This window comes from Xanthobacter sp. DMC47, assembly GCF_056313845.1.
Genome location: NZ_JBQUZM010000007.1, coordinates 167,171 through 182,665 on the forward strand (window position 1 = coordinate 167,171; position 15,495 = coordinate 182,665).

The 15,495-nt window shown below is 68.8% G+C and carries 15 protein-coding genes; 10 read left to right on the forward strand and 5 right to left on the reverse strand.

Annotated features, from left to right (window positions below):
* Positions 1–114: 114 nt before the first annotated feature.
* The 10 genes from ACT54R_RS24360 to ACT54R_RS24405 all read left to right on the forward strand — a co-directional run bounded on the left by ACT54R_RS24360 (position 115) and on the right by ACT54R_RS24405 (position 11,679).
* A complete protein-coding gene (locus ACT54R_RS24360; protein ID WP_168457216.1) occupies positions 115–321 on the forward strand; it encodes a hypothetical protein in 207 nt (68 codons plus the stop codon).
* A gap of 115 nt (positions 322–436) precedes the next feature.
* Positions 437–1,234, forward strand: coding sequence for a bifunctional demethylmenaquinone methyltransferase/2-methoxy-6-polyprenyl-1,4-benzoquinol methylase UbiE (gene ubiE / locus ACT54R_RS24365; RefSeq protein WP_476331298.1), 798 nt, complete (start codon positions 437–439; stop codon positions 1,232–1,234).
* A gap of 31 nt (positions 1,235–1,265) precedes the next feature.
* A complete protein-coding gene (gene ubiB, locus ACT54R_RS24370) occupies positions 1,266–2,837 on the forward strand; it encodes a 2-polyprenylphenol 6-hydroxylase (RefSeq protein ID WP_476331301.1) in 1,572 nt (523 codons plus the stop codon).
* A 307-nt stretch (positions 2,838–3,144) separates the two neighbouring features.
* Complete coding sequence (locus ACT54R_RS24375) at positions 3,145–3,957, forward strand: amino acid kinase family protein (RefSeq protein WP_476331304.1); 813 nt, start codon at positions 3,145–3,147, stop codon at positions 3,955–3,957.
* A gap of 11 nt (positions 3,958–3,968) precedes the next feature.
* Complete coding sequence (locus ACT54R_RS24380; protein WP_476331307.1) at positions 3,969–4,805, forward strand: amino acid kinase family protein; 837 nt, start codon at positions 3,969–3,971, stop codon at positions 4,803–4,805.
* Positions 4,806–5,114: 309 nt separating this feature from the next.
* Positions 5,115–6,815: an OFA family MFS transporter gene (locus tag ACT54R_RS24385; RefSeq protein ID WP_476331310.1), complete on the forward strand. Its 1,701-nt coding sequence runs from the start codon at positions 5,115–5,117 to the stop codon at positions 6,813–6,815.
* Positions 6,816–7,145: 330 nt separating this feature from the next.
* Positions 7,146–8,543, forward strand: a complete 1,398-nt coding sequence (locus ACT54R_RS24390; RefSeq protein WP_476331400.1) for a sigma-54-dependent transcriptional regulator — start codon at positions 7,146–7,148, stop codon at positions 8,541–8,543.
* Positions 8,536–10,608: a sensor histidine kinase gene (locus ACT54R_RS24395; protein ID WP_476331313.1), complete on the forward strand. Its 2,073-nt coding sequence runs from the start codon at positions 8,536–8,538 to the stop codon at positions 10,606–10,608. Before ACT54R_RS24390 ends, ACT54R_RS24395 begins: the two co-directional genes overlap by 8 nt.
* 109 nt (positions 10,609–10,717) lie before the next feature.
* Entirely contained in the window at positions 10,718–10,903 is a 186-nt protein-coding gene (locus ACT54R_RS24400) for a hypothetical protein (RefSeq protein ID WP_476331316.1), read from the forward strand.
* Positions 10,900–11,679: a group III truncated hemoglobin gene (locus ACT54R_RS24405; protein ID WP_476331319.1), complete on the forward strand. Its 780-nt coding sequence runs from the start codon at positions 10,900–10,902 to the stop codon at positions 11,677–11,679. The genes ACT54R_RS24400 and ACT54R_RS24405 overlap by 4 nt, the downstream gene beginning before the upstream one ends.
* A 12-nt stretch (positions 11,680–11,691) precedes the next feature.
* On the opposite strand, the gene ACT54R_RS24410 is transcribed toward ACT54R_RS24405, so the two are convergent.
* The 5 genes from ACT54R_RS24410 to rpoN all read right to left on the reverse strand — a co-directional run bounded on the left by ACT54R_RS24410 (position 11,692) and on the right by rpoN (position 15,460).
* Positions 11,692–12,222 (reverse strand): RNA pyrophosphohydrolase, encoded by a 531-nt coding sequence (locus tag ACT54R_RS24410; RefSeq protein ID WP_476331322.1) that lies wholly within the window; start codon positions 12,220–12,222, stop codon positions 11,692–11,694.
* 94 nt (positions 12,223–12,316) lie between these two features.
* Positions 12,317–12,946, reverse strand: coding sequence for a GNAT family N-acetyltransferase (locus ACT54R_RS24415; protein ID WP_168457226.1), 630 nt, complete (start codon positions 12,944–12,946; stop codon positions 12,317–12,319).
* A 148-nt stretch (positions 12,947–13,094) separates the two neighbouring features.
* A complete protein-coding gene (gene rpmA / locus ACT54R_RS24420) occupies positions 13,095–13,367 on the reverse strand; it encodes a 50S ribosomal protein L27 (RefSeq protein ID WP_168457227.1) in 273 nt (90 codons plus the stop codon).
* A 21-nt stretch (positions 13,368–13,388) separates the two neighbouring features.
* Positions 13,389–13,736, reverse strand: coding sequence for a 50S ribosomal protein L21 (gene rplU, locus ACT54R_RS24425; protein ID WP_476331326.1), 348 nt, complete (start codon positions 13,734–13,736; stop codon positions 13,389–13,391).
* 158 nt (positions 13,737–13,894) lie between these two features.
* The gene (gene rpoN / locus ACT54R_RS24430) at positions 13,895–15,460 is read right to left on the reverse strand and encodes an RNA polymerase factor sigma-54 (protein ID WP_168457230.1); all 1,566 of its coding nucleotides are present in this window, start codon (positions 15,458–15,460) and stop codon (positions 13,895–13,897) included.
* Between the last annotated feature and the right edge of the window lie 35 nt (positions 15,461–15,495).

The window sequence follows — 15,495 nt, forward strand, 5'->3', positions numbered from 1 at the left end:
TATGGGGATGTGCCATAGAAGCACGCCTCCGCGGCATGGAAGTGTTACCAAGTGATTAATATTTGTAACTCTTCCACGCTTAACTCGACGCGCGAATACTTTTGGAGCGTGGCTATGACGATCACGATCAACGTTCCCGTCTTCCCGCTGCGGAAAGAGATCGACGCCCGCAAGCGCCGTCTCCGCTTCCCCCTCAGCTTCTCCTCGCGTGGCTGCAAGGCCACCGAAGAGGCGCCGGCCAATTCCCGCTACACTGAGGCTGGACTCGAATTCGACGTGACCGGCATCGCCCGGCACCCCCGCGGCCCGAAGGGCAACTGACGCTTGAGGCCGGCCCCGCAGGGCCGGTCCGGCTGCGACGCCGGCTTTATGGCGCCGTGCGGCATCATCCGATAAGGTCGCGCCCGAACGGCAACAGCGCGCGGCCAGAAACAAGATGACGGACCTCAATTCCGCCCCGGCGACCGACGACACCCGCGACAGCGGGGCCGATACCCATTTCGGCTATCGCACGGTGCCCCTCGCCGAGAAGCAGGCGCTGGTGGACGACGTGTTCCACAAGGTGGCGCGGCGCTACGACATCATGAACGACCTCATGTCCGGTGGCCTGCACCGGGCGTGGAAGGATGCGCTGGTCTCCAAGGTGCGCCCGCCGCAGGGCGCGCGGCCCTTCCATTTGCTCGATCTCGCCGGCGGCACGGGCGACGTCTCGTTCCGGGTGGTCGAGGCCGGCGGGCCGGGCACCGACGCCATCGTCGCGGACATCAACACCGACATGCTGGCGGTGGGGCGCGAGCGCGCCGAAAAGCGCGGCCTGTCTGATCGCGTCGCCTTCCAGGAGGCCAATGCCGAGGCGCTGCCCTTCCCGGACATGAGCTTCGATGCCGTGACCATCGCCTTCGGCATCCGCAACGTGCCGCGCATCGACCTCGCCCTGCGCGAGATGCGCCGCGTGCTGAAGCCGGGCGGGCGCGCCTTCGTGCTGGAATTCTCCAAGGTGGACGTGCCGCTGCTCGACAAGGTCTATGATGCCTTCTCCTTCCGCGTGATCCCCGAGATCGGCAAGCGCGTGGCGGGGGATGCGGAGCCCTACCAGTATCTCGTCGAATCCATCCGCCGCTTTCCTCCGGCGGAAGCGTTCGCGGGCATGATGCGGGAGGCGGGGTTCGCCCGCGTCACCTTCACCCGCATGACCGGGGGCGTGGTCGCCCTCCATTCGGGCTTCCGCATCTGATGGCGGTGCCCTGCGGCCGGAGGCTTCGGCCATGATCTTCCTTCTCGTCGCCGATGCCTGGCGCCTCGCCCGGGCCGGCTATGTGCTCGCGCGCGAGGGTGTGCTCTCGCTCGTCTCGCCGGCCGCCGCGCCGCCGCTGGCGCGCCCGCTGCTCGACGTCGCGCGGCTGATCGCCCGCAAGGATGCCGGCGACCGGCGCCAGCGTTTCTCCGCCGCCTTGTCGCGGCTCGGCCCGTCCTATGTGAAGCTCGGCCAGTTCCTTGCGACGCGGCCGGACGTGGTGGGCGCCTCGGTGGCGCGCGACCTCGAGGTGCTGCAGGACCGCATGCCTCCCTTCGGGCAGGCCGTGGCGGAGGCGACCGTCGCCGACACGTTCGAGCGGCCGGTGAAGGACATCTTCCCCGTGTTCGGCCCGGCGGTCGCCGCCGCTTCCATCGCCGAGGTCCACAAGGCGGAAGTGATCGAGCCGGACGGTGAGCGCCGCGAGGTGGCGGTGAAGGTGCTGCGGCCCGGCGTGAACCGCCGCTTCGCGTCCGACATGGGCACCTTCCGCCGCATCGCCGCCTTCGCCGAGCACAATTTCGCCGAGGCCCGCCGCCTGCGGCTGGAGACGGTGGTGGACACACTGGCCCGCTCCGTCTCCATGGAGATGGACCTGCGCCTCGAGGCCGCCGCCTATGCGGAGCTGGCCGAGAACACCCAGGACGACCCGGAAGTCCATGTCCCGCGCGTGGACTGGGACCGCTCCGGCCGCGAGGTGCTGACCACCGAGTGGATCGACGGCATCAAGCTCTCCGACAAGGAGGCCATCATCGCCGCCGGGCATGATCCCAAGGAGATCGCCCGCATCGTCATGCAGACCTTCCTGCGGCAGGCCATGCGCGACGGCTTCTTCCATGCCGACATGCACCCGGGAAACCTGTTCGTGGATGCGCAAGGCCGCCTCGTGGTGGTGGATTGCGGCATCATGGGCCGGCTCGGCGTGAAGGAGCGGCGCTTCCTCGCGGAAATCCTCTACGGCTTCATCACCCGCAACTGGCGGCGCACGGCGGAAGTGCATTTCGAGGCGGGCTATGTGCCCTTCCACCATTCGGTGGACGATTTCGCCCTCGCCATCCGCGCCATCGGCGAGCCGATCCATTCGCGCACCGCCGACCAGATCTCCATGGCCCGCCTGCTGGCGCTGCTGCTGGAAGTCACCGCCCTGTTCGACATGCAGACGCGCCCGGAACTGCTTCTCCTCCAGAAGACCATGGTGGTGGTGGAGGGCGTCGCCCGCTCGCTGGACCCGCAGCTCGACATGTGGCGCACCGCAAAGCCGGTGGTGGAGGACTGGATCGCCGGCAATCTCGGCCCGGTGGGCCAGTTGAAGCGGGCCGGTTCCGGCCTCGGCGAGATGGGCCATTTCGCCGCGACCCTGCCCGGCCTCCTCACCCGCACCGCCCGCGTGGTGGAGCAGCTGGACGAGGCGACCCGCGACGGCATCCGCCTCTCGCCAGGGTCGCTGGAAGGCATCGGCCGCGCCGAGGCGAAGCGCGCCTTCTGGGGCAATCTCGCCTTGTGGGTCATCGCCGCGGCGCTGCTCGGCATCTGGCTCGGCTGACGAAGATTTCGTCGGCCTGCCTCAGGGGCATGTGAATTCCTGCGTTCCGTGTCGTTCCTTCCGGACGTTCCGGAAACCGCGAATTCTTCCCGGAGACGGGGCAGCATCTGCGCCGTCTTGAGAATAACTCGCATACTTTTCACGTATTGCTTTGTCCTTCCAGCAAAACTAAGTCAGGCCCAAGACGGTTCCGGTCCCGTTCAAGCATCCCGTCCAGCGGCTGCTTGCGCAGGGTCAGGAGCCCCGGACCGGCAAACCGCCCCCCGGCGGGCCGACGTCCACGGGCCAGCTAAGAAGGACATCTCAAATGGCGAACACGACGGCCGAGCTCGACGCGCTGCTGATGCAGCGCTCGCTGACGGACGCGGAGCTTCTGGCGGCGGCGGACGCCGCGGCGGACTTCCGCATCCTCCCCGATGCCACCGTCATCAAGATCGGCGGCCAGAGCGTGATCGATCGTGGCCGCGCCGCGCTCTATCCCCTCGTGGACGAGATCGTCGCTGCCCGCGCCAAGCACAAGCTCCTGATCGGCACCGGCGCCGGCACCCGCGCCCGCCACCTCTATTCCATCGCGGCCGGCCTCAACCTGCCGGCGGGCGTGCTCTCCCAGCTCGGCGCCTCGGTGGCGGACCAGAACGCCGCCATGCTCGGCCAGCTTCTCGCCAAGCACGGCATTTCCATGGTGGACGGCGCCGGCATGTCGGCCGTGCCGCTCTACCTCAAGGAAGTGAACGGCGTGGTGTTCTCGGGCATGCCGCCCTACGGCCTGTGGACCCGCCCGGCCCCGGCCGGCGTGATCCCGCCCTATCGCACCGACGCGGGCTGCTTCCTGCTCGCCGAGCAGTTCGGTTGCAAGGCGATGATCTATGTGAAGGACGAGAACGGCCTCTACACCGGCAACCCGAAGACCGACACGGCCGCCACCTTCATCCCGAAGATCTCGGTGGACGAAATGCTCTCGCGTGGCCTTGCCGACTCCATCCTCGAATTCCCCATGCTCGACCTTTTGAAGAAGGCGCGCCATGTGCGCGAGGTCCAGGTGGTCAACGGGCTCGTGCCCGGAAACCTCACCCGCGCCCTCGCCGGCGAGCACGTCGGCACCATCATCACCGCGAGCTGAGAGGCACGATCATGACCGAAGCGTCCACCATCAAGCATGTCGCCTCGCCGCTCGCGAGCCAGACCCTCCTCGACGGTGCGCTGACCCGGCCCGTCGCCGGCGTGCGCCCCATCCGTCTCCTGCCCTGGCTGCAGGTGGTGAAGATCGGCGGCCGGTCCATCATGGACAAGGGCGCATCCGCGATCCTTCCCATCGTGGAGGAGATCCGCAAGGTGCTGCCCGAGCATCGCCTGCTGATCCTCACCGGCGCCGGCGTGCGCGCCCGCCATCTCTATGGCGTCGGCCTCGACCTCGGCCTGCCGGTGGGCTCGCTCGCCCCGCTCGCCGCCTCCGAGGCCGGTCAGAACGGCCACATCCTCGCCTCGCTGCTGGCGCCGGAGGGTGTCTCCTACATCGAGCACCCGACCATCGCGAGCCAGCTCGCCATCCACCTCACCGCCACCCGCGCGGTGGTGGGCAGCGCCTTCCCGCCCTATCACCATCACGAGTTCACGGGCAGCCGCCTTCCGGTCCACCGGGCCGACACCGGCGCCTTCCTGCTCGCCGATGCGCTGGGCGCCGCCGGCCTCACCATCGTCGAGGACGTGGACGGCGTGTACACCGCCGATCCCAACGGCGCCGACGGGGCCAAGGCCGAGCTGATCGCCGAGACGAGCTATGCCGAGCTCGCCAAGGCCAACGGCCCGGCGACGCTGCCCTTCGATCGCGCGCTGGTCGAGGTGATGGGCACCGCCCGCCACATCGAGCGGGTGCAGGTGGTGAACGGCCTCGTCCCCGGCCGGCTCACCGCAGCCCTGCGCGGCGAGCACGTGGGCACGCTGGTCCACACGGCCGCCGGGCAGAACTGATCTTCAGCGTCCGGCCCGCCCGGTCGGACGACCGCCCCGACCAGGATCCCCGATCAAGAGCCCCCGCGCAGCTCCGGCCGCGCGGGTTTTTTACGTCCGCAAACCAAGCCGGGATGGCCATTTTGACCCGACGTGCGGACGCTCGGATGGACAATTTGTCCAATTCGCCCCTGCCTCAACCTATCAAGTCATTGAAAACCTGAATGTCTCCCCGTTGGCCCCGCCCTTGCTGAGGGAGCGGCGCCACGCGCGGCTTCGGCTGCGCGAAAAGCGCCAAGCCAATTGGCGCGGAAACACCGTGGAGGAGACATGAGCGTCACCACATTTGCGCCGCCGCCGTTCCTGAGCCGCGAGCGCACCATCGCCTCGGCCAGCTTCAACCGCTGGCTCGTGCCGCCGGCCGCCCTCGCCATCCATCTGTGCATCGGCATGGCCTACGGCTTCAGCGTGTTCTGGCTGCCGCTGTCCCGCGCCGTGGGCGTCTCCAAGCCGGTGGCCTGCCCGGCCGACATGAGCTTCGTCGCCGGCCTGTTCGCGACCTCCTGCGACTGGCAGATCTCCCAGCTCGGCTGGATGTACACTTTGTTCTTCGTGCTGCTCGGCTCCTCCGCCGCCATCTGGGGCGGCTGGCTGGAGACGGCGGGACCCCGCAAGGCGGGCCTCGTCTCCGCCTTCTGCTGGTGTGGCGGCCTCGTGATCTCGGCGCTGGGCGTTTACCTGCACCAGATCTGGATGCTGTGGATCGGCTCCGGCGTCATCGGCGGCATCGGCCTCGGGCTCGGCTACATCTCGCCGGTCTCCACCCTCATCAAGTGGTTCCCCGACCGGCGCGGCATGGCCACCGGCATGGCCATCATGGGCTTCGGCGGCGGCGCCATGATCGGCGCGCCCCTCGCCAACATGCTGATGCAGCATTTCGCCTCCCCGACCTCGGTGGGCGTGTGGCAGACCTTCCTCGCCATGGCGGCCATCTATTTCGTGTTCATGGTCGGCGGCGCGCTGGGCTACCGGGTGCCGCGCGAGGGCTGGGCGCCCAAGGGCTGGACTCCGCCGGCCGCCTCCGCCAACGCCATGGTCACCCACCGCCATGTCCATCTCGACGTGGCGTGGAAGACGCCGCAGTTCTGGCTGCTGTGGGCGGTGCTGTGCCTCAACGTCTCGGCGGGCATCGGCGTCATCGGCATGGCCTCGCCCATGCTGCAGGAAGTGTTCGGCGGCAAGCTGATCGGCCTCGATCTCACCTTCTCCCAGCTCGATGCGGGGCAGAAGGCGCAGATCGCGGCCATCGCCGCCGGCTTCACCGGGCTTCTCTCCCTGTGCAACATCGGCGGGCGCTTCGCCTGGGCCTCCTTCTCCGACAAGCTCGGGCGCAAGATGACCTATGCGGTGTTCTTCGTGCTCGGCTTCGGCCTCTATGCCGCGGTCCCGACGCTGGCGCACATGGGCTCGGTGGTGCTGTTCGTCGCAGCCTTCTGCATCATCCTGTCCATGTATGGGGGCGGCTTCGCCACCATCCCGGCCTATCTCGCCGACATCTTCGGCACCCACATGGTGGGCGCCATCCACGGCCGGCTGCTGACCGCCTGGGCCACCGCCGGCATCATCGGGCCGGTGCTGGTGAACTACCTGCGCGAATACCAGATCGCCTCGGGCATCCCCCAGCAGGCGGCCTACGACCAGACCATGTACATCCTCTCCGGCCTGCTCGTGGTCGGCCTCGTCGCGAACCTTCTGGTCAAGCCCGTGGCCGAGCACCTCTACATGAAGGACGACGAGCTGAAGAAGAAGGCCGTGGAGGTCGCCCGCGAGGACGCCACCCACGCCGACTTCGAGGATTTCGAGGAGGAGGCCAAGGACGGCCCGCTCGCCGCCACCGCCCGCTCCTCCACCCCCGTCGCAAGCGGCACCACCGCGCTGCCCGTGGTGGTGCTGGCCTGGCTGGTGGTGGGCGTGCCCTTGGCCTGGGGCATCTGGATCACCCTGCAGAAGGCGGTGATCCTGTTCCGCTAGAGCGCGATCCGATCAGATTGGAACAATCTGATCGGTGAATCGCCCTCTCACCTGGGAGAGGAGAACGCGTTGTCCGATCAGCTTGCAACGCAGGCTGATCGGCGCGTGCTCCGCCCTCCCGGCTCGATCTGCGTGCCGCGCGCCCGGTCCTCCGGGTGGCGGGGCACGCCCTTTTCCGGTTTGCGGAGCCGGCTGATTTGCGCAATGGATGCCGTGAAGAGCAGGCGAGGCGGCCGGGGACCTTGAGGTCACGCCCATCGTCTTTCGCGGACGGCCTTTGTCGCGTGCCGGCGAGGGTCCGAGACGGACGGCCGATAGCCCATGCCCCCTATGCCCCCTTCCATCCCCGATCCCGCCGCGCAGGGTGGCTCCGAGGCGTCGGAGGATGTCGCCTTCAGCCCGCATCTCGCCGGCGCCTCCATCCTGGTGGTGGACGACGAGCCGGGCATGCGGAACTTCCTGGTGCGGATGCTCCAGACGCGCTGCCGCCACGTGGCCGAGGCCCCCGATGTCGCCACCGCCTCGCGGCTCCTTGAGGCGGCGCCGTTCGACCTCATCATCCTCGACAACATCATGGCCGGGCGCACCGGACTGCAGTGGCTGGAGGAACTGCGCGGCTCCGGCTTCTACCGCGACGTGATCCTGATTACCGCCTTCGCGGATCTGGAGACCGCCATCACCGCGCTCCGGGCCGGCGCCGCCGATTTCGTGCTGAAGCCGTTCCGCTCCAACCAGATCCTCAACGCCATCGCCCGCTGTCTCGATCGTGGCCGGCTGATGCGCGAGAATTTCGTGCTCCGCCGCGAACTGAAGGCCATGCCCGGCGCCGCCGCGCCGCTGATGGCCGGCGACAGCGTTTCGACCCGCGCCGTGCGGGCCATGATCGAGCGCGTCGGCCCCATGCCCTCCACCGTGCTCATCACGGGAGAATCCGGCACCGGCAAGGAAGTCACCGCCCGCGCTCTGCACGCCGTCTCGGCCCGCGCGGCCAAGCCCTTCGTGCCGGTGAACTGCGCGGCCATCGCGCCGGAGATCATCGAGAGCGAGCTGTTCGGCCACCTCAAGGGCGCCTTCACCGGCGCCGCCTCCTCCCGCGAGGGGCTGTTCTTCTACGCCCAGGGCGGCACGCTCTTTCTCGACGAGGTGGGCGAGCTGCCGCCCGCCATGCAGTCGAAACTGCTGCGCGTCATCGAGGACAGGAAGGTGCGCCCGGTGGGGGCCGAGCGGGAAGTCCCGGTGGACGTGCGCCTCGTCGCCGCCACCAATGCCAACCTCACGGCACAGGTGGCCGCCGGCCGTTTCCGGCAGGATCTCTATTACCGGCTCAATGTGGTGAACATCCACCTCGCCCCCCTGCGCGAGCGTCCGGAGGACGTGGCGCCGCTCGCTCGCCTGTTCATCGCCGAACTGAGCGCGCGGCTCGGCGTGCCGCCCCTCGACCTCACCGCTCCGGTGCTCGCCTTCCTCACCCGCTATCCCTGGCCCGGCAATGTGCGCGAGCTGCGCAACGTGATCGAGCGCTCACTGATCCTCGGCGACTTCCCGCGCGACGTGGTGCCCGAAGGCGTCGACGAGGAGGATGCTCCCGGTGTCGCCCTCGACGCGGTGGAGAAGGCGCACATGCTCAAAGTGCTGGCCGAGGCCGGCGGCAACCGGGCCGAGGCGGCTCGCCGCCTCAAGGTCTCGCGCAAGACGCTGGACCGCAAGTTGAAGGCCTGGAATGGCTGAGGCGGCGAAAAAGGCCGTTGATCCGCCGCACGGCGTCCTCGCCCGGCTGCGCTCGGTGCGCATGCGGCTCCTCGCCATCGCGCTTCTGCCGACGCTCATCATTCTGCCGGCGGTGCTGGCGCTGGTGGTCACCTGGTGGACGCGGCAGTTCGACCGGCTGCTCATCTCCAAGGTCAATGGCGACCTCACCATCGCCCGCCAGTATCTCGACCGGCTCCGGGAGCGCTCCGACGAAACGCTGCATGCGCTGGGCGATTCCGTCGCCTTCGCCCGCATCACTGCATCAGGCGACAACGCCGCCCTTGCGGCCTTCCTCGATGCCCGCCGCAAGATGATGGGGCTCGATTTCCTCTATCTCATCGATGCCGATGGCCACAGCCTCGCCGCTGCGCCCGCCGGCGCCGCGCGCGAGGCGAGCCAGATGTGGCCGGTGGAGCGCCGGGCGCTTGCCGGCACCGCCTCCACCGAGATCGACATCTTCGGCCCGCAGGAGTTGGAACGCCTCTCTCCGGAGCTGGCGGCGCGTGCCCATATCGCCCTCGTGCCCACCCCCGGCGCCGTGCCCACCAGCCGGGAGGCGGAGGACCGGGGCATGGTGGTGCAGTCCGGCACGCCGGTGGAGATGCCGGGTGGAGCGCGGGCGGCGCTGGTGGGCGGCGTGCTGCTCAACCAGAACCTCGACTTCATCGACACCATCAACGATCTCGTCTACCGCCCCGGCAGCCTGCCCGAGGGCTCGGCCGGCACCGCCACCCTGTTTGTGGACGACGTGCGCGTGTCCACCAATGTCCGCCTGTTCGAGGGGCGGCGTGCGCTCGGCACCCGCGTCTCGCAGGAGGTGCGGAACGCGGTGCTGGGCGAGGGGCGCGTGTGGCTCGACCGGGCCTTCGTGGTGAGCGACTGGTACATCTCCGCCTACGAGCCGGTGGTGGACAGCCACGGCAAACGCATCGGCATGCTCTATGTGGGCTTCCTCGAGGCGCCGTTCCTCGCGCTCAAGCGGGCGAGCCTTGCCGCGGTGGCGGTGGGCTTCCTGCTGGTGGCCATGGTGGCCATTCCCGTCCTGCTGCGCTGGGCGGCGGCCATCTTCCGCCCGCTGGAGGCGATGAACGCCACCATCTCGGCGGTGGAGGGCGGCACCCTGTCCGCCCGGACCGGTGTTCCCGCCACCTCGGACGAGATCGGCCGCGTCGCCCATCATCTCGACGACATGCTGGACCTTCTGCAGGAGCGCGACGCGGAGCTGCGCCGGTGGACCGAGGAGCTGGACCGTCGCGTCGCCGCGCGCACGCAGGAGCTGGAAGACGCCAACGCCGAGCTGGCCGCCACCCAGCGCCAGCTCGTCATGTCCGAAAAGCTCGCCGCCATCGGCGAGATCACGGCGGGCGTCGCGCACGAGATCAACAATCCGGTGGCGGTCATCCAGGGCAATCTGGATGTGGCGCGCGACGTGCTGGGAAGCGCGGCGGGGCCGGTGCGGACCGAGTTCAACCTCATCGACCAGCAGGTCCACCGCATCAACGTAATCGTCTCCAAGCTGCTGCAGTTCGCACGCCCCGCCGAATTCGCCGGCCATCTCGATCCGGTGGCGCCCGGCGAGGTGGTGGGCGATGCCCTGCTGCTGGTGCAGCACCTGCTTTCGCGCAGCGAGATCCAAGTCGCCCGCACCGACGCCGCAACCCGCCTTGTGATGATGAACCGGGTGGAATTGCAGCAGGTGCTCATCAACCTGATGGTCAACGCCGTCCACGCCATGCCGCAGGGCGGCACCCTCACCGTCACCACGCGGGATGAGACGCACGGCCGGCTGACGGGCGTGGGCATCGAGGTGGCGGACACCGGCACGGGCATTTCCCAGGATCGGATCGGCCGCGTGTTCGATCCCTTCTTCACCACCAAGCCGCAAGGCGGCACCGGGCTCGGCCTCTCCATCAGCTACACGCTCATCGAGCGCGCGGGCGGGACCATGGCGGTGGAAAGCCCGCCGGGATCGGGCGCCGTCTTCTCCATCTGGCTGCCGGAGGCCGGGAGCGCGGCGGACGAGGGACCGGCGCATTTCGCCTGAATTTCAGGCGAGCCCAACAAATGAGCGGAGTGGAGGCCGGGCGGCCCTTGCATCGCGGCCGGGGCGTTCGTACCGTCCGTATATAACAGTCATCCAGCAGGTGCCCGCCATGAAGTGGGACAAGGGCAACACGCCCATCATGCCGCGCATCGTGCCCGGCACCATGATCCGCATCCTGCCGCCGTGGCAGAAGACCGGGCAGAAGCGCGCCAACCCGCTGCGCGGCCCGGTTCTGCGCGTGATCGAGACGGACGCGCCGGAGGCTGCGCCCGTCGCTCCGGAGAAGAAGCCATGAGCGACGTCACCGAGAGGGCGACAACGGACTTCGCCGGCTACGCCTTCGCCGCCGCCGAGGCCGCGCCGGCCCGCCCCGGCCTGTTCATTCTCACCCGCTCCATCGCTGGCCGGCCCTTGCCGCTCTATGTGGGCGAGGGGGAGGACATGGCGGCCGCGATGGCCGCCTTCCGTGCAGCGAGTCCGAGGGAGGCGGGGGTGGCGGACGGGCTGTTCGTGCTCGACCGCCCCATGGCACGGGTGCGCGCGCACACGCTGCGCGACATCGTCTCCCGCTTCGATCCGCCGCTGAACGTGGAGCACCGCAAGGCCCCGGCCGCACCGGAACTCGCTGCTTTGGTGGAGGATCGCGGCGCTGGGCTGGGCGGGCTGAACGAGCAGCCGGGCGCGCCGCTCTCCGTCACCGAGGACGATCTCAAAAAGCTCGTGGAAAGCTTCTATGGCCGCGCCGCCGCCGACCCGCTGCTCGGCCCGGTCTTCGCCCGCGCCATCCCCGACTGGGAGGGGCATTACCAGATCGTGCAGAACTTCTGGTCCCGCACTTTGCTCGGCACGGCGCGCTATTCCGGCATGCCGTTCGCGGCCCACATCCCGCTCCAGCTCAAGCCCGAGCATTTCACCCGCTGGGTGGCGCTGTTCAGGGAGACGGCGGCGGAGGTGCTGGATCAGGTGGCGGCGGCGCGGGCCATCGCCAAGGTGGAGCACATGAGCACCTGCTTCCAGGCCGGGCTGTTTCCGCCCGACCTCGCTGGGCACGCGCACAGCGCGCACCCCTAGGCCGGATAAGGTTCAGCCTTTCGCGAAACGGCGGAACTGCTTCACCACCTCGATGTAGACATCGCGCTTGAACGGGATGATGAGGTCCACCACCGCGTCGATGTCCTCCCAGCGCCAGTCCATGAATTCCGGCTTGTGCTGGCCGCCGCCGGGGCGAAGAATGTCGATCTCCCCGTCGGCGCCGGTGAAGCGCAGGGCGAACCATTTCTGCGTCTGGCCCCGGTAGCGGCCCTTCCAGGCCTCGCCGGCGATGCGGCCGGGCAGATCGTAGGAGAGCCACTCCTCCACCTCGCCCAGCTTCGTCACCGAGCGGATGGAGGTCTCCTCGTAAAGCTCGCGCAGGGCGGCCGCATAGGGCTCCTCGCCCTTGTCGATGCCGCCCTGGGGCATCTGCCAGGAATGGGTGGCGTCCACATGCTCCGGCCCGCCGAGGCGCCGGCCGACGAACACCTTGCCGGCGGCATTGAACACGCAGAGCCCCACGCAGGGGCGATAGGGCAGATCCTCGCCGTGCTTCTCGTGCTTCTCGTGCTTCTTCGACATGGCGGCGGCCCCGATGAGATGACGTGCCCCCTGATGGCGCGCCCCGCCGCGCCGCGCAAGATGCGGCGGGCAGCGGGGCGCACGGGACGTAACGTCAGTGGGTGGCGCGATGCTGCGGAAGGGCGGTGGAGCCCCAGGCGCGGATGGAGGCCCAGGTACGCCGCTCGAGCTGGAACTGGTCCACCGGCACCGAGGCGCGCAGCGCCTTCACCCGGCACAGGCCGACGCCCGACCACTGGAAGCCGCACTTCTCCAGCACCCGGCGCGACGCCGGATTGACCACGCGCGCCGAGCCGAGGAGGAGCGCGACCCCGGTCTCCGAGAAAGCGTAGTCGATGACCGCGCGGACGGCTTCGGTGGCGATGCCGCGGCCCCAGAACGGCTCGCCGATCCAGTAGCCGATCTCCGGCGCGGGCTCGGGCGGGCGGCGGCCGTAGCTGACCATGCCGACGAAGGACATCCGCCCCTCGCCCTTGAGGAAGACGGCGAAGGTGGCGGAATCGGGCACGGCGGCCAGCGTCTCGACGAAGGCGTGGGCGTCGGAGGACTTGTAGGGAAACGGCAGGTTCGCGGTCATCTCCGCGATCCGGCGGTTGTTGGCAAGCTCCGCGACGGCAGCGACGTCCTCGATATGCGGCGCGCGGAGCACGAGCCGCTCGGTTTCGAGGACGGGGATACAGCTCTCCGCGAGCGGCGCTCCGGACGGTGTCTCACACAGGGTCATGGCGGGCTCCTCAAGGGCACAGACGAAGAAAAACCGGGGAGAGGGTTGTCCCGTCTCCCCGGTTCGTGTCTGAGCGTTGAGAGGCCTGCTCAGGCGCCCACCGGATCGACGAGACCGGCGGGATCCTGCATTTATCAGGTCTCGCCGTTTATTCGGCCGCCTCGGCGGCGGCAGGAACGACCGATACGTAGGTGCGGTCGTTGGCTTTGGTGCTGAAGGACACTTTGCCTTCGATGAGCGCGAAGAGGGTATGGTCCTTGCCCATGCCCACGTTCGTGCCGGGATGCCATTTGGTGCCGCGCTGGCGCACGATGATGTTGCCGGCGATGACGTCCTGGCCGCCGAAGCGCTTCACGCCAAGACGGCGGCCATCGGAATCGCGACCGTTACGGGACGAGCCGCCTGCCTTTTTATGAGCCATTGTTGCTCTCCTCGTTCTCGATCAGGCGCCGACGCCGGCGGCGTCAGCCTTGACGCTCTCGCCCAGGCCGGAAATCTCGGTGATGCGCACGACGGTGAGGTCGGCGCGGAAGCCGCGCTTGCGGCGGGAATTCTGCCGGCGGCGCTTCTTGAAGGCGATCACCTTGTCGCCGCGGGTGTGCTCGACGATCTCGCCGGTCACGGTGGCGCCGTCCACATGGGGCGCGCCGATGGCGACGGAGGAGCCGCTCAGCATCAGCACCGGGAAGGTGAAGACGGAGCCGACCTCGGCGTCGAGGTGGTCGATGGTGATCTGGTCGGCGGCGGCAACGCGATACTGCTTGCCGTTTGCCTTGATGACCGCGAACATTCTTGTCTCGCTTTCGTGTTCAGCCACGCCTCATGGACGGGCTTCTTCGGTCGGTTTTTCGGGATGCAGGCCCATTGGCCCACGCGAAGGTGGTGCGATATACGCCACGGCCCGGAAAGTCAACGCCGCTGGCCTTTGTGGGCGCGGCGAACCGCCCCTCAGCTCGCCTCGCTGCGCATCGCCATCTTCTCGCGGCGGCGCTGGACGGAGGAGGGGATGTTCATGCCCTCCCGGTATTTGGCGACCGTGCGGCGGGCGATGTCGATGCCCTCGTCCTTCAGCTTCTGCACCAAAGTGTCGTCGGAGAGCACATCCTCCGGCGCCTCGGCCTCGATGAGCGTCTTGATGCGGTGGCGCACCGATTCCGCGGAGTGGGCCTCGCCGCCGCCCGAGGCGGAGATGGCGGAGGAGAAGAAGAACTTCATCTCCACCACGCCGCGCGGGGTCGAGATGTATTTGTTGGACGTTACGCGCGAGACGGTGGATTCGTGCATGCCGATGGCATCCGCCACCGTGCGCAGGTTCAACGGCCGCAGGAAGCGCACGCCGTGCAGCAGGAAGGCGTCCTGCTGGCGCACGATCTCGCTCGCCACCTTCAGGATGGTGCGGGCGCGCTGGTCCAGGGAACGGGTGAGCCAGCTCGCGCTCTGCAGGCAGTCGGCGAGGAAGCTCTTCTCCTCCTGCGACTTGGCGTGCTTCACCACGGTGGCGTGGTAGCTCTGGTTCACCAGCACCCGCGGCAGGGTCTCGGAATTCAGCTCCACGATCCAGGTGCCGTCGGCGCCGGGGCGCACATAGACGTCCGGCACCAGCGGGTGGACCACGCCGGACCCAAACGCCAGTCCCGGCTTGGGATCAAGCCGGCGGATCTCGCCGATCATGTCCGCGAGGTCCTCGTTGTCCACGCCGCAGATGCGCTTGAGCGCGTTGCGGTCATGGCGGGCGAGGAGTTCGAGATTGGCCACCAGCGCCTGCATGGCGGGGTCGAAGCGGTCGCGCTCCCGTAGCTGGATGGCGAGGCATTCGGCGAGGTTGCGGGCGCCCACGCCGGACGGCTCGAAGGTCTGGATCAGCTTGAGGACCGCTTCCACCTCGGCGCGCGGCACGCCGAACTGCTCGGCCAGCAGGTCGAGGTCGCCGGTGAAATAGCCGGTCTCGTCGATGAGGCCGATGACGTTGATGCCAATGAGCTTGCGCGCAGGATCGTTCACCGCCACCGCGAGCTGCGCCTCCAGATGGTCGGCGAGCGTGGTCTCGGCGGTGAGGAAGGCTTCGGGATTGTAGTCGTCGCCGCGCTCGCCGCCGCCGCTCCACTCGCCCATGGAGGGGCTGGAGGCGGTGGAGCCGCCGCCGGCGACGCCGCGGTCGGCGGGGGCATCGTCGGGGAAGACGTTGCCGAGGTCGGTGTCGAGGCGGGTCTCCATGGCGGCCCGGCTCTGCTCATTGTCCTGGCCGGTCCAGTCGCTCGTCGGGGGCGGCTCGCCGTCGAGCCCGCCGCGTGCCATCTCCTCGCCGCGCGTCTCGCGCACCTCGGGCTGCGGCTCGGGTCCGCCCGCGTCGCCCTCGGTGATGCGCTCGAGCAGCGGATTGCGCTCCAGCTCGGCCTCCACATAGGCCACCAGCTCCATGTTGGAGAGCTGCAGCAGCTTGATGGCCTGCATGAGCTGCGGCGTCATCACCAGAGACTGGCTCTGCCGGAACTCCAGCTTGGGGCTCATCGCCATGATGCGGCCCCCTCAATGGCGATGGCGGGCGCGGT